We start from the raw sequence: 13105 nt of genomic DNA, 5'->3' as shown, positions 1-13105 counted from the left end.
ACGGGGTTGCTGCTTACTTGGCGTTGGCGATCTGGTGATTCGACATAATCTCGATCGCGCGGCACAGGGCCGAGTGGTCCTGCTTGCCCAGGCCGTTGGCCGAGCAGGTATTGAACAGCTCCTGCGCGGTGGCGGTGTTGGGCAGCGCCACGCCCAGCGCCTTGGCACCCTGCAGCGCCAGGTTCAGGTCCTTCTGGTGCAGCTCGATGCGGAAGCCCGGGTCGAAGGTGCGCTTGACCATGCGGTCGCCGTGCACTTCCAGGATGCGCGACGCGGCAAAGCCGCCCATCAGCGCCTCGCGCACCTTGGCCGGATCGGCGCCGGCCTTGGAGGCGAACAGCAGCGCTTCGGACACGGCCTGGATGTTCAGCGCGACGATGATCTGGTTGGCCACCTTGGTGGTCTGGCCGTCGCCGTTGCCGCCCACCAGCGTGATGTTCTTGCCCATCAGCTCGAACAGCGGCTTGACCTGGTCGAAGGCTTCCTGCGGGCCGCCGACCATGATCGTCAGCGAAGCGGCCTTGGCGCCCACTTCACCGCCCGACACCGGCGCGTCCAGGTACGAAGCACCCAGCTTGTTGATGCGCGCGGCGAAGTCCTTGGTGGCGATCGGCGAGATCGAGCTCATGTCGACCACGATCTTGCTGTAGCTGGCTTCCTTGCCGGCCGCCTTGAACGCGGCGGCCACGCCCTTCTCGCTGAACAGCACCGCTTCCACGTGCGGCGTGTCCGGCACCATGATGATGATGATGTCGGCACGCTTGGCGACTTCCTCGGCGCTGGTGCAGACGGTCACGCCTGCATCGACCAGCGCCTGCGGGGCCGGGTTGACGTCATGCACGAACAGCGTGTGGCCGGCGGCGCGCAGGTGGCCCGCCATCGGTGCGCCCATGATGCCCAGGCCGATGAAGCCGACGTTGCGAGTGGTTGCCATGTGATGTCTCCTTGCTTGAGATTAAATGTGTCTTGGTTCGTGTAGGTAGTAGCGGGATACGACGGCAGCGCGCAGCACTTACTGCACGCCGTGCGCGGCGCGCCATCCCAGGCCGGCTTCGGTGGTGGTCTTCGGCTTGTACTCGCAGCCGATCCAGCCGGTGTAGCCGATCTCGTCCAGGAACCTGAACAGGTACTGGTAGTTCAGCTCGCCCGTGCCCGGCTCGTTGCGGCCCGGGTTGTCGGCCAGCTGGATGTGCCTGATCTTCGGCAGGTTGGCCTTGATGGTGTTGGCGATCTCGCCTTCCATCCGCTGCATGTGATAGATGTCGTACTGCACGTACAGGTTGGGCGCGTTGACCTGGGTGATCAGGTCCAGCGCCTGCTGCGTGCGCGACAGGAAGAAGCCGGGGATGTCGAAGGTGTTGATCGGCTCGATCAGCAGGTCGATATGCTCGGCGGCGAGCACGCCGGCGGCGAAGCGCAGGTTTTCCACCAGCGTTTCCTGCGCCTGCTCGCGCCTGACGTTCTGCGGCAGGATGCCGACCAGGCAGTTCAGCTGGCGCACGCCCAGCACCTTGGCGTACTTGATGGCTTCGCCCACGCCGTCCTGGAACTCGCCGACGCGGTCCGGGTGGCAGGCAATGCCGCGCTCGCCCGCGTCCCACTTGCCGGCGGGCAGGTTATGCAGCACCAGGTCGAGCTGGAATCGGTTCAGGCGGTCAGCGATCTGGTCCGCATGGAACGCATAGGGAAACAGGAATTCCACGCCGCGGAAGCCCGCGCGCGCGGCGGCTTCGAAGCGGTCGAGAAAGCCCGCTTCGTTGAACAGCATGGTGAGGTTGGCCGCAAGTTTAGTCATTTGTCATCTCCTGTGACTTGGTTTTTCTTGTCGTTCCCGCGAAGGCGGGAACCCAGTGACTTTCAAAGACGCTGGATCCCCGCCCACGTGCCCTTTGGGTATGCGCGGGGATGACGGTCTGGTCCTGCAGGGGGCGGGAAGGGTCTTACGCCGTTTCCACTTCTTCCTTCAGGATCGCTTCCTCGATGTCCTCGAGGTCTTCGATCGGCTCGAACTCGTTGATGTTGTCGATCTCGGTGCCCATCGCGATATTGGTCACGCGCTCCAGGATCACCTCGACCACCACCGGCACCGAGAACTCGGCCATCAGGTCGCGCGCTTCGGCGAAGGCCGGGGCGATGTCTTCCGGCTTGAACACGCGGATCGCCTTGCATCCCAGTCCCTCGACCACCTTGACGTGGTCCACGCCGTAGCCGTTCAGCTCGGGGGCGTTGACGTTGTCGAAGGCCAGCTGCACGCAGTAGTCCATCTCGAAGTTGCGCTGCGCCTGGCGGATCAGGCCCAGGTAGGAGTTGTTCACCACCACGTGGATGTACGGCACCTTGAACTGCGCGGCCACGGCCAGCTCTTCGATCATGAACTGGAAGTCGTAGTCGCCCGAGATCGCCACCACGTCCGAATCCGGCGAGGCGGTCTTCACGCCGATCGCGGCCGGGATGGTCCAGCCCAGCGGGCCGGCCTGGCCGCAGTTGATCCAGTGGCGCGGCTGGTTGACTGACAGGAACTGGGCCGCGGCGATCTGCGACAGGCCGATGGTGCTGACGTAGCGCACGTCGCGCGGGAAGTACTGGTTCATCTCGCGGTACACGCGCTGCGGCTTGACCGGCACGTTGTCGAAGTCGCTCTTGCGCTGCATGGTGCGGCGGCGCTTCTGCACGTCGGCGACCCAGCTCTTGCGGCATGGCAGGCGGCCGGCCATCTTCATTTCGCGCGCGACTTCGACGAACAGTTCCAGCGCGGCCTTGGCGTCGGAGACGATGCCCAGGTCCGGGCCGAACACGCGGCCGATCTGGGTGGGCTCGATATCGACGTGCACGAACTTGCGGCCCTTGGTGTAGACGTCGACGCTGCCGGTGTGGCGGTTGGCCCAGCGGTTGCCGATGCCCATCACGAAGTCCGAGGCCAGCAGCGTGGCGTTGCCGTAGCGGTGCGAGGTCTGCAGGCCGACCATGCCGGCTTGCAGCGGGTGGTCGTCGGCCAGCACGCCCCAGCCCATCAGGGTCGGCACCACCGGCACGTTGACCAGCTCGGCGAACTCGACCAGCAGTTCCGACGCATCGGCGTTGATCACGCCGCCGCCGCACACGATCAGCGGGCGCTCGGCCGCGTTGAGCATGGCGATGGCCTTCTCGATCTGGGCGCGCGAGGCAGCCGGCTTGTACGGCTGCAGCGACTGGTAAGTGTCGGGATCGAATTCGATCTCGGCGACCTGCACGTCGAACGGCAGGTCGATCAGCACCGGACCCGGGCGGCCCGAGCGCATGATGTGGAAGGCCTGCTGGAACACCTGCGGCACCAGCGCCGGCTCGCGCACGGTCACGGCCCACTTGGTCACGGGCTTGGCGATCGACTCGATGTCGACGGCCTGGAAGTCTTCCTTGTACAGGCGCGCGCGCGGGGCCTGGCCGGTGATGCAGAGGATGGGGATCGAGTCCGCCCAGGCCGAGTACAGGCCGGTGATCATGTCGGTGCCGGCGGGGCCGGACGTGCCGACGCAGACGCCGATGTTGCCCGGCTCGGCGCGGGTGTAGCCTTCGGCCATGTGCGAGGCGCCTTCGACGTGGCGGGCCAGCACGTGGTTGATGTTGCCCGACTTGCGCATCGCCGAGTAGAACGGGTTGATGGCCGCGCCCGGCACGCCGAACGCGGTGGTCACGCCTTCCTTCTCCAGCACGGCGATTGCCGCGTCGATTGCTCTCATCTTTGCCATGATTCTGTCTCCGGTAATGGTGGGAATTTCGTTGGAGTCGATCCTATTCCCGCAGGCCGGTTGGGATAAACAGAAGAGCGATCAGTTGATTCGATACCTGCAGTACGCAATAAGGGCTGGAAAGCCACGTCGGACGGTCGGCGCAGGTACGCCGATGCATGCCATTGGATATGTGGTGTGACGGTACGGACACGCCGCGCAGCACCGGGTACGCCGGCGCGCCGGCGTGCCGCCGCGGCGCGCTGCGGCAAAATGGCGGCATTTCCTGCCATCCGGGCCGACCATGTATTCCAGGCTGCCGTCCACCTATGAACTGCTGGAAGCGCTTGCCGCCGCCGCGCCCGAGGCGGCGTCCGCGCCTGCGCCCGCGGCGGACAGCCGGCTCGGGCGCGCGCTGTGGCTCGGCTTTGTCGCGGCGCTGGCCGCGACGATCCTGTGCGGCGCCGGCCTGGCGGTCTGGCGACTGGGGCTGAAGCAGGCCGTGCCGCTGTGGTCGCTGCGCGGCTTCGAGGCCCTGCTGGCGCTGGCGGCCGCGTGCTATGTCGGCGCCGGGCTGGCCCGTGCCGGCACGGTGCTGGCGCGGCTGCGCCATCCGCTGCGCTGGCAGGCCGCCGAGCTGGACCGCGACAGCGCCGCCGAAGACGCGCTGCTGCGCCGGCTGGCGCGGATTCCGCCGCAGCAACTGCAGGCGCGGCAGCGGCGCGTGGCGCTGCAGTTGCGGCTGTGGGAGGGCGCGGCGCGCACGCTGGCAGTACTGCTGGCGCTGGCGCCAGCCGCCGCGGTGCTGGCCGCGCTGCCGCGCCAGCAGGCCGTGGCCGGCACGCTGCTGTGGCTCTACGGCGTGATGGTGGTGACCGGCGCCGCCTGCTACCTGTACCTGCATCTGCAATGCAGCCGGCCGCTGCGGCGCCTGGCCCATGTGCTGGGCGAGGCGGCCGAACTGAACGCACAACTCGGCAAGCGCACGGCTGGCGCGGGCTGAACGTAGCCATGCACCGGGTGCCGCAGCGTGCCCGTGGCGAGCCCCGGCAGCGGCCCTTATGCGGCGGCTTCGATCCGGTCCATCAGCCGCGCAGGGATGCCACAACCCCGGCGATGCCGCACAATGGCGCCCGGGAGACCAATATCAGATGGACAAACTCAAGCAAATCGAAGCCTTTATCGCCGTGGTGGAGCACGGCAGCATGGCCGCCGCGGCGCTGACGCAGAACGTCACGCCGGTGATGATCGGCCGCCGCATCAACGCGCTCGAAGCCCGCATCGGCGTCAAGCTGCTGCACCGCTCCACGCGCCGCATCGCCGTGACCGAGCAGGGCGCGGTATTCATGGAGCAGTGCAAGAAGGCGCTGGCCGACCTCGACCGCGCCGAGATGCTGATCGCCGAGGGCAAGCACAAGGCCACCGGCCACCTGATCGTGTCGGCGCCGGCGGCGTTCGGGCGCAAGCACGTGGCGCCGCACGCGCCGGCGTTCCTGGCCAGCAACCCCGAGGTGCAGATCTCGTTCAACCTGACGGACCGCGTGGTCGACCTGGTGCGCGAAGGGTACGACGTCGGCATCCGCATCGGCGGCGCCATCGATCCGAACTTCGTCGCGATCAAGCTGGCGTCGAACAAGCGCGTGGTGTGCGGCACGCCGGCGTACTTCGCCAAATACGGCGTCCCGCAGACGCTCGACGACCTGGCGCAGCACAACTGCCTGGCGTTCAACCTGCAGGGCGGCCAGCAGCGCGGCTGGTACTTCAGCCAGAACGGCAAGACCGTGACCGTGCGCGTCAACGGCAACCTCGACTGCAACGACGGCGAGCTGCTGCACCGCTGGACCGGCGAGGGCCTGGGCCTGGGCTGGCGTTCCACCTGGGAGATCCTGCCGCAGCTGGAGAGCGGCGAGCTGATCACGGTGCTGGACGAATACGCGCTGCCCGCCTACGACATCCTTGCCGTGTACCCGCAGCAGCGTCCGGTGCCGGCCAAGATCCGCTTCTTCATCGAGCACCTGAAGGCGCAGTTCGCGCGCCCGGGCTACTGGATGGACACGGCGGGCGGCAACTGAGGCCGCCGCCGCATACCATGCCGAGCGCCGCCTGGCTGGCCGACCTCGTCGTCATCGTGCACGCGCTGTTCATCGTATTCGTGGTGGCGGGCGGCCTGCTGGTATTGCGCTGGCCGCGCGCCGCATGGGTGCACTTGCCGGCGGCGGTGTGGGGCGTGCTGATCGAATGGGCCGGCTGGATCTGCCCGCTGACGCCGCTGGAAAACACGCTGCGCCGGGCTGCCGGGCAGGCCGGCTACAGCGGCGGCTTTGTCGAGCGCTACCTGTTGCCGCTGATCTATCCGGCGGGGCTGACGCCCACGGTGCAGCTATGGCTGGGCCTGGTGGTGCTGGTGGTGAACGTCGCGATCTATGCGCTGTGGTGGCGACGTCGGCGCCACCACCATGCCAGGCGCTGAGCGACCGGCTTCAGCTTGCCGGCGTGAAGCGCGGCGCGCGTTTCTCGAGGTTGGCCAGCACCGCCTCCCGCTGGTTGGGCGAGCCCACCAGGCGGTCCTGCTCGTCGGATTCGGCCTGCAGGATGGTGGCGTGGTCGCCGCGCTCCGCCACCGCCATCAATCGCTTGGCGGCGCGGATCGCATCCGGATTCTTCTGCGCGACTTCGCGCGCGGCGGCCAGCGCCGCGGCGCGTGGGTCGTCGGCCAGGTAGGTGCCCAGGCCCAGCTCGCACGCCTCGCTGCCGCTCAGCACGCGCGCGCTGTAGATCAGCTCGCGCAGCACATCGGGGCGCACCAGCCCGCGCGTCAGCACCATGCCCGCCATGTCGGGCACCAGCCCCCACTTCAGCTCCATCACGGACAGCCTGGCATCCGGCGCGACGTAGCGGACATCGGCGCCCAGCGCCACCTGCAGCCCCCCGCCGAAGGCCACGCCATGCACCGCGGCGAACACCGGCACCGGCAGCTCGCGCCAGACCATGCATGCGTACTGCGGCCGGTTCGAGATGCCATGGGTGCGCTTGCCGAGGCGGCCGGCGCCGATGCTGTCGTCGTGGGATTCGCCGCCACCGTCGGACAACATGCCGGCCATGCGGCCCATGTCCAGCCCCGCGCAGAAGGCGCGGCCCTGGCCGGACAGCACCACCGCGCGCAGGTCGGGCAGGCGCGCGAGCTGTTCGCCAGTCTCGATCAGGGCATCGAACATCGCCTGGTCGAGCGCGTTCATCTTGTCGGGGCGGTTCAAGCGGACGTCGGCGACGCCGTCTTCGATCGTCACGAGGATACGTTCGTTGCTGCTGGCGCTCATGCGCGGGCTCCCTGGAAGTGGTGAGGCGGCGCCGCGCTCAGCGGCCCTTGAACTGCGGCTTGCGCTTCTCGACGAAGGCGGCCACGCCTTCCTGGCAGTCCTCGCTGCGGCTGGCGCGCGACTGCAGCGTGGCTTCCACTTCCAGCTGCGCGGCCAGGTCGTTGCCCAGGCTCTGGTTGAGGGCCTGCTTGATCATGGCGTAGGCCATGGTCGGCATGGTCGCCAGGTGGCGGGCCAGCTTGCCGGCCTCGTCCTGCAGCGCGGCGTCGTCATGGACCTTCCACACCAGGCCGATGCGGTGCGCTTCTTCCGCGTCGATCTTCTCGGCCAGGATGGCCAGTGCGCGGGCGCGCATCTCGCCGGCATAGCGCGGCAGGAAGTAGGTGCTGCCAGCATCCGGGATCAGGCCGATCTTCGAGAACGCCTGCAGGAAGCTGGCCGAGCGCGCCGCCAGCACCACGTCGCCCGCCAGCGCCAGGCTCATGCCGGCGCCGGCGGCGACGCCGTTGACGGCGGTGATGACCGGCTTGGGCATCTCGCGCAGCGCCATGATGATCGGGTGGTAGCGCTCGCGCAGCAGCGTGCCGGAATCGGACACGCCGCCGCCCTGGCGCGCAGCCAGGTCGGCGCCGGCGCAGAAGCCGCGGCCGGTGCCGGTCAGCAGCACGGCGCGCACCTCGGCATCGGCCGCGGCGCGGTCCACAGCCTCGCGCAGTTCGCGCAGGATGTCGGCGTTCAGTGCATTGAGCACGTCCGGGCGGTTCAGGGTCAGCGTGGCCACGCCTTCGCTGGCTTGGTAGAGGACGGTTGCGGTCATGGTGGTTCTCCTGGTTCTGGGTCGGTGCGTATGCGGATATCTGCTGTTGCCGGGCTATTGCGGCTTCTTCAGCGCGTCGGCCGAGGCGTCGCCAAGCTTGCTGCCGCCGTCGCAGTCGAGGATGGTGCCGGTGACATAGCGGGCGTTGTCGCTGCTAAGGTACATCGCGGCGTCGGCGATGTCGTCCTTGGTGCCATAGTCGCGCAGCGCCAGGCGCGCCTTGTAGCGGGCCTCCATCTCGGGCGTGGGGGCCAGCCGCGCCATGCCTTCGGTGTCGGCGATCGGGCCGGGCGAGATGCCGTTCACGCGCACCCCGGCCGGGCCCCATTCCATCGCCAGGCACTTGATCAGCATGTTGATGCCGGCCTTGGCGGCGCAGGCATGGGCCTGGAACATCATCGCGTTGACCGCCTGCGGCGCGGTGATCGCGATCAGCGACGCGCCCGGCTTGTTGAGGTGGTCGAAGCTGGCGCGGAACACGTTGAAGGTGCCGAGCAGGTCGATATCGACCACGGTCTTGAAGGCATTGGCCGACATGCCAACCACGGGCGCCAGGAAATTGCCGGCGGCGCCGGAGATGACCACGTCGACCGGGCCCAGTTCGTCCTGCGCGCGCACCAAGGCGGCTTCGACCGCGGCGTAGTCGCGCACGTCGGCGGCCATGCCGATGGCGGTGCCGCCGGCCGCGGTAATGGTGTCGGCGGCGGCCTGGATGCGCTCGGCGGTGCGGCTTATCAGCGCCAGCCGGGCGCCCGCGCGCGCAAAGCCGTGCGCGATGCCAAGGTTGATGCCGGAGGAGGCGCCGGCGACGAATACGGTCTTGCCGGCGAAGGCGTCGGGGCGGAAGGCGCTGGGCATGGGAAGTCCTTTTCGATCGGGAAGCAGGGCGGATGCAGGCGAGGGCTAGTGCCGGCGGTACGGCGGCACGGAAGGTATGGCGCGATGGCGCATGGCGGTCTCCCTGTGATTGTTATGGTTTGCGGCTGCCCGGTGTGGCGGGACGGCGCGGGCCTCTGGCCGGGCCTGCGGCATCCTAACCCGAAGCCGGGATTCGCTTTCACGCATGGCCGGCAGGGAAGGGTCCGCAAACGCACACGACGCATCCACGCTGGGACACCCAAAGTGAGCCCCGGGGGCATCGCAACCTGCTGTCGGAAAAGGAAAAAACCGGTGCGGGACGGCAGGGGTGCGAGGCGGCGGGGCAGCGCGCCATTCGGCGACGCGGAACCCCGTCCTCAGAAAAAAGAAAGCCCGCACACCGTTGCAGCGTGCGGGCGGCCTGCCGACGATGAGGTGCCGGCAGGCAAGTGCTCATGAAGTGCGCCCCCGCGTCTTCATGGCGAGATGAAGTTTGCGCGCGGGCGGCCCGGGGTGCTTTGACTCACGTCAAGCGGCCGGCACCCAGGAAGGAGAGTTGGGAAAGGGTGGAGCAGGCACCTAGGCCAGCAGCGCGGCGACCAGGTCCTTGCCGCGCGCCACCGGCGCGGTTTCCTCGAAATGCAGCGCCCCCTCCACGTGGCCCAGGTGGTCCACCATCAGCGTGACGGCGCGCTCGACATCGCCCGCACGCGCCGCCTCGATAAACTCGCGGTGCTCGTCCGACGAGCAGGCCGCATCGCGACGCGACTGGTACAGCATGGTGATGACGGCGCTGCGCGTGGACAGCTCGCGCATCATCTCGGTCAGCACGCCGTTGCCGACCACCTCGGCCAGCACGATATGGAAGTCGCCCAGCAGCCGGGTTCGCACCTGGGCATCGTTGCCGGCCAGCGCCTTGCGCTCGGCCGCCAGGTGGCGGTCGATGCGCTTGTAGTCGGCGGCGGTGGCCTTCGCGACAAACTCGCGCGCCAGCGCGGCTTCGAGGATGCGGCGCACGGCGAACACCTCGCGCGCTTCCTCGGCACTGGGCTTGGCCACGAACGCCCCCTTGTCCGGCACGATCTGGATGACCTTGTCCTTGGACAGCATCAGCAGCGCCGCGCGCACCTTGGTGCGGCTGACGCGGTAGACGCTGGCCAGCGCCTCCTCGCGCAGCTTGGTGCCGGGCGGCAGGCGGTGCGAAACGATCGCCGCGACGATGTCGTCGGCGATCGCTTCGGCGGTCATGTCAGGATCGATATGCTCGGGCATGGCAGCGCACTTGCGCAGAGGCTGCGCGGTTGGGGAGATGCGTGATTCTAGCGCCCCGCGACCGGGCCCGGCACGATGGCCGGAGCGGCGGCGTCCTGCGCCATCGCGGCCAGGCCGGCATCCAGGTCGGACGCCTCGATGGTGCCGTTCAGGACCCCGTGCGCCCGGGCGCGGTCGATGTCCTTCTCCCATGCGGCCACCACCACGGTGGCGACGCAGTTGCCGATCAGGTTGCCGAGCGCGCGCGCGATGCCGATAAACCAGTCCACCGACAGCACCAGCACCAGGCCGATCGCCGGGATCGCCGGGTGTGCCGACAGCGTCGCGGCCAGGATCACGATGGCCGAGCCGGGAATGCCGTGCGCGCCCTTGGAGGTGATCAGCGCCACCGCCAGGATGCCGAGCAGGTCGGCCATGGCCAGCGGCGTGTTGGTCGCCTGCGCGATAAAGACCGCGGCCAGCGTCAGGTAGATCGAGAACGCGTCGAGGTTGAACGAGTAGCCGGTCGGGATCACCAGGCCCACCACCGACTTCTTTACGCCCATGAACTCGAGCTTCTTCATCACCTGCGGCAGCACGCTGTCGGACGAGGCGGTGCCCAGCACCACCAGCAGCTCGGCGCGCAGGTAGCGGATCAGCTTGATCACCGAGAAACCGCAAGCGCGCATGATGCCGCCCAGCACCACCAGCACGAACACGATCACCGCGCCGTAGAACAGCAGCACCAGGAAGCCCAGCTGCTTGAGCGAGCCGATGCCGTACTTGCCGACCGTGAACGCCACTGCGCCCAGCACGCCCAGCGGCGCCAGCTTGATGATGAAGCCCATCATCTTGAACAGCGTGTGCGAGAAGGTATCGATCAGGCTGACCAGCGGCCGGCCGGGCTCGCCCACCAGCGACAGCGCGCAGCCGAACAGGATCGACACCACCAGCACCTGCAGCACGTCGCCGTTGGCGAAGGCGCCAAACACGGTATTGGGGATCAGCTTGAGCAGGAAGTCGACCGTGCCCTGGTCCTTGACCTTGGTCGCGTTGTCGATAAAGCCGGCGATGGCCGAGGCGTCGAGCGAACGGGGATCGACGTTCATGCCCACGCCCGGCTGGAACACATAGGCCAGCAGGATGCCCAGCGCCAGCGCGATGGTGGTGACGACCTCGAAGTACACCACCGCCTTGATGCCGACGCGGCCCACCTTCTTCAGCTCGCCGGCGCCGCAGATGCCGGCCACCACCACGCAGAACACGATCGGGCCGATCAGCATCTTGATCAGCTTGATAAAGGCATCGCCGAGCGGCTTGAGCTTGGCGGCGAACTCGGGGAAGGCGAGGCCGAGCGCCGTGCCGATCACCAGGGCGATCAGCACCTGGCCGAACAGCGAGCGGGTAAAGCGGGTGTGCAGGCGGGGATTGCCCGGACGCTGCTGCGAGGGAACTGCGTGCTGCATGGTTGTCTCCGTGCGGGGCCGGTCCTGTGCGCTGGCCGGCCCATTTCGATCCAGGAATTACCGGCGGCCCCATGCTGCTCTGACGGCTGGGTTGGGCTGCCGGCCTTACGTTCCGGGCGGGACTCCGGGTCGGGAGTACGCCACCGCGTGGGCAGCCCCCCTGTTGGGACGGATCCCACGCCATCCGCTGTCCGGACCGGATTGTCCGCGGCGGATTGTCTGAACGTGGAACCGAATATAGTGCATATCATTTTTGTATGCAATTTTTGAATTCACTGTGCTACCATGAATCGCACAGAATAGAGCTTCGGCCATGGGCGCCCCCGCCCGCACTGGCACCCCGCCAGCCACGCCGCCGCGGCTTTCACGCACTTCCAGCAGGAGACACGCATGGCAGCAAATCCGTCGCCGTCCGCCGCAGAGACTGGCACGCGCATCATGGCCTGGGCCGACGCCCTGGCCGTCCACACCGAGCAGCCCGGCATGCTCACCCGCACCTACCTGACCGCGGCCCACCACGGCGCCGCCGCGCAGCTGACCGAGTGGATGCAGCAGGCCGGCATGACGGTGCGCCGCGATGCCGCCGGCAACGTGATCGGCCGCTACGAGGGCACCACGCCCGACGCGCCGGCGCTGCTGACCGGCTCGCATTTCGACACCGTGCGCGACGCCGGCCGCTATGACGGCAACCTGGGCGTGATCCTGCCCATCGCGTGCGTGGCGGAATGGAACCGGCAGGGCAAGCGCTTTCCGTTTGCGCTCGAGGTAGTAGGCTTCGCCGAGGAAGAGGGGGTGCGCTTCAAGGCCACGCTGCTGGGCAGCCGCGCCATCGCCGGCACCTTCGACAACAACGTGCTGGACAACCTCGACGACAGCGGCAAGAGCATGCGCGAGGTGATGCGCGAGGCTGGCTTCGACCCCGCCGCGCTGCCCGCGGCAAAGCATGAGCGCAGCAAGGTCGCGGCCTTCATCGAGGTGCATATCGAGCAAGGTCCGGTGCTGCTGAACGAAGGCCTGCCAGTGGGCGTGGTGACCGCGATTTCCGGCGCGACCCGCTTCCTCGTCGAGCTCGAAGGCCTGGCCGGCCATGCCGGCACCGTGCCGATGGACATGCGCCGCGACGCCGCCATGGCGGGCGCCGAAATCGGCCTCTATATCGAGAAGCGCTGCGGCGGCAAGCCGGGCCTGGTCGGCACCGTGGGCCAGTTCAACGTGCCCAACGGCGCCACCAACGTGGTGCCGGGCCGCGCCGTGTTCTCCATCGACATCCGCGCCGGCGAGGACGCCGAGCGCGAGGCCGCCGTCAGCGACGTGCTGGCCGAGATCGAGCGCGTCTGCGCGCGTCGCAACGTGCGCGCACAGATCCGCAAGACCCACGAGGCGAAGAGCGTCCCCTGCGCCCCGTGGCTGCAAGAGCAATGGGCCGCCGCCATCGCCCGCCAGGGCGTGCCGGTGCGCCACCTGCCGTCGGGCGCCGGCCACGACGCCATGGCCATTGCCGCCATCGCCGATGTCGCCATGCTGTTCGTGCGCTGCGGCAACGGCGGCATCAGCCACCATCCCACCGAAACCATGACCGCCGAGGATGCCGCACTGTCCGCGCGCGTGTTCAGCGATTTCGTCGAGCACTTCCGGCTGCCGCAGTAAGCCAGCGCGCCTGGAAGCCCACCCGAACCTCCTTCAGTTGTTACG

Annotated in this window: 12 protein-coding genes; 4 read left to right on the top strand and 8 right to left on the bottom strand. The window is 68.3% G+C overall.

Going from position 1 to position 13105, the window contains the following annotated elements:
- Nucleotides 1-13 precede the first annotated feature (13 nt).
- The 3 genes from ACEI37_RS26700 to gcl all read right to left on the bottom strand — a co-directional run bounded on the left by ACEI37_RS26700 (nucleotide 14) and on the right by gcl (nucleotide 3725).
- Complete coding sequence (locus tag ACEI37_RS26700; RefSeq protein WP_018006167.1) at nucleotides 14-934, bottom strand: 2-hydroxy-3-oxopropionate reductase; 921 nt, start codon at nucleotides 932-934, stop codon at nucleotides 14-16.
- A 78-nt stretch (nucleotides 935-1012) separates the two neighbouring features.
- The gene (gene hyi, locus ACEI37_RS26695; protein ID WP_373378796.1) at nucleotides 1013-1795 is read right to left on the bottom strand and encodes a hydroxypyruvate isomerase; all 783 of its coding nucleotides are present in this window, start codon (nucleotides 1793-1795) and stop codon (nucleotides 1013-1015) included.
- A 145-nt stretch (nucleotides 1796-1940) separates the two neighbouring features.
- Nucleotides 1941-3725 carry a glyoxylate carboligase gene (gcl, locus tag ACEI37_RS26690; protein ID WP_018006165.1) on the bottom strand — a complete coding sequence of 595 codons (1785 nt, stop codon included), beginning with the start codon at nucleotides 3723-3725 and terminating at the stop codon, nucleotides 1941-1943.
- A 283-nt stretch (nucleotides 3726-4008) separates the two neighbouring features.
- On the opposite strand from gcl, the gene ACEI37_RS26685 reads away from it, so the two are divergent.
- From ACEI37_RS26685 to ACEI37_RS26675, 3 genes are all read left to right on the top strand, one after another.
- Nucleotides 4009-4707, top strand: coding sequence for a hypothetical protein (locus ACEI37_RS26685; RefSeq protein WP_373378795.1), 699 nt, complete (start codon nucleotides 4009-4011; stop codon nucleotides 4705-4707).
- Nucleotides 4708-4855: 148 nt separating this feature from the next.
- Nucleotides 4856-5776 carry a LysR family transcriptional regulator gene (locus ACEI37_RS26680; RefSeq protein WP_025586057.1) on the top strand — a complete coding sequence of 307 codons (921 nt, stop codon included), beginning with the start codon at nucleotides 4856-4858 and terminating at the stop codon, nucleotides 5774-5776.
- Between the two features lie 17 nt (nucleotides 5777-5793).
- A complete protein-coding gene (locus ACEI37_RS26675) occupies nucleotides 5794-6174 on the top strand; it encodes a DUF2784 domain-containing protein (protein ID WP_373378794.1) in 381 nt (126 codons plus the stop codon).
- Between the two features lie 10 nt (nucleotides 6175-6184).
- Here ACEI37_RS26675 and ACEI37_RS26670 read toward each other — a convergent pair whose 3' ends face one another.
- The 5 genes from ACEI37_RS26670 to ACEI37_RS26650 form a co-directional block, all read right to left on the bottom strand.
- Nucleotides 6185-7021 carry a crotonase/enoyl-CoA hydratase family protein gene (locus ACEI37_RS26670; protein WP_373378793.1) on the bottom strand — a complete coding sequence of 279 codons (837 nt, stop codon included), beginning with the start codon at nucleotides 7019-7021 and terminating at the stop codon, nucleotides 6185-6187.
- 37 nt (nucleotides 7022-7058) lie between these two features.
- The gene (locus ACEI37_RS26665) at nucleotides 7059-7838 is read right to left on the bottom strand and encodes an enoyl-CoA hydratase-related protein (RefSeq protein WP_373378792.1); all 780 of its coding nucleotides are present in this window, start codon (nucleotides 7836-7838) and stop codon (nucleotides 7059-7061) included.
- Nucleotides 7839-7892: 54 nt separating this feature from the next.
- Nucleotides 7893-8696, bottom strand: a complete 804-nt coding sequence (locus tag ACEI37_RS26660; protein ID WP_373378791.1) for an SDR family oxidoreductase — start codon at nucleotides 8694-8696, stop codon at nucleotides 7893-7895.
- Nucleotides 8697-9275: 579 nt separating this feature from the next.
- The gene (locus ACEI37_RS26655; RefSeq protein ID WP_373378790.1) at nucleotides 9276-9968 is read right to left on the bottom strand and encodes a GntR family transcriptional regulator; all 693 of its coding nucleotides are present in this window, start codon (nucleotides 9966-9968) and stop codon (nucleotides 9276-9278) included.
- Between the two features lie 47 nt (nucleotides 9969-10015).
- Nucleotides 10016-11413 carry a C4-dicarboxylate transporter DctA gene (locus ACEI37_RS26650; protein WP_373378789.1) on the bottom strand — a complete coding sequence of 466 codons (1398 nt, stop codon included), beginning with the start codon at nucleotides 11411-11413 and terminating at the stop codon, nucleotides 10016-10018.
- A gap of 390 nt (nucleotides 11414-11803) precedes the next feature.
- Here ACEI37_RS26650 and ACEI37_RS26645 point away from each other — a divergent pair, with 390 nt between their 5' ends.
- Nucleotides 11804-13060 (top strand): allantoate amidohydrolase, encoded by a 1257-nt coding sequence (locus ACEI37_RS26645; RefSeq protein WP_373378788.1) that lies wholly within the window; start codon nucleotides 11804-11806, stop codon nucleotides 13058-13060.
- Nucleotides 13061-13105: the final 45 nt, after the last annotated feature.

Origin of the sequence: Cupriavidus nantongensis, assembly GCF_041726985.1 — a bacterium.
GTDB classification, from domain to species: Bacteria; Pseudomonadota; Gammaproteobacteria; order Burkholderiales; family Burkholderiaceae; genus Cupriavidus; species Cupriavidus nantongensis_A.
This window is presented reverse-complemented; position numbering and strand designations above follow the sequence as displayed.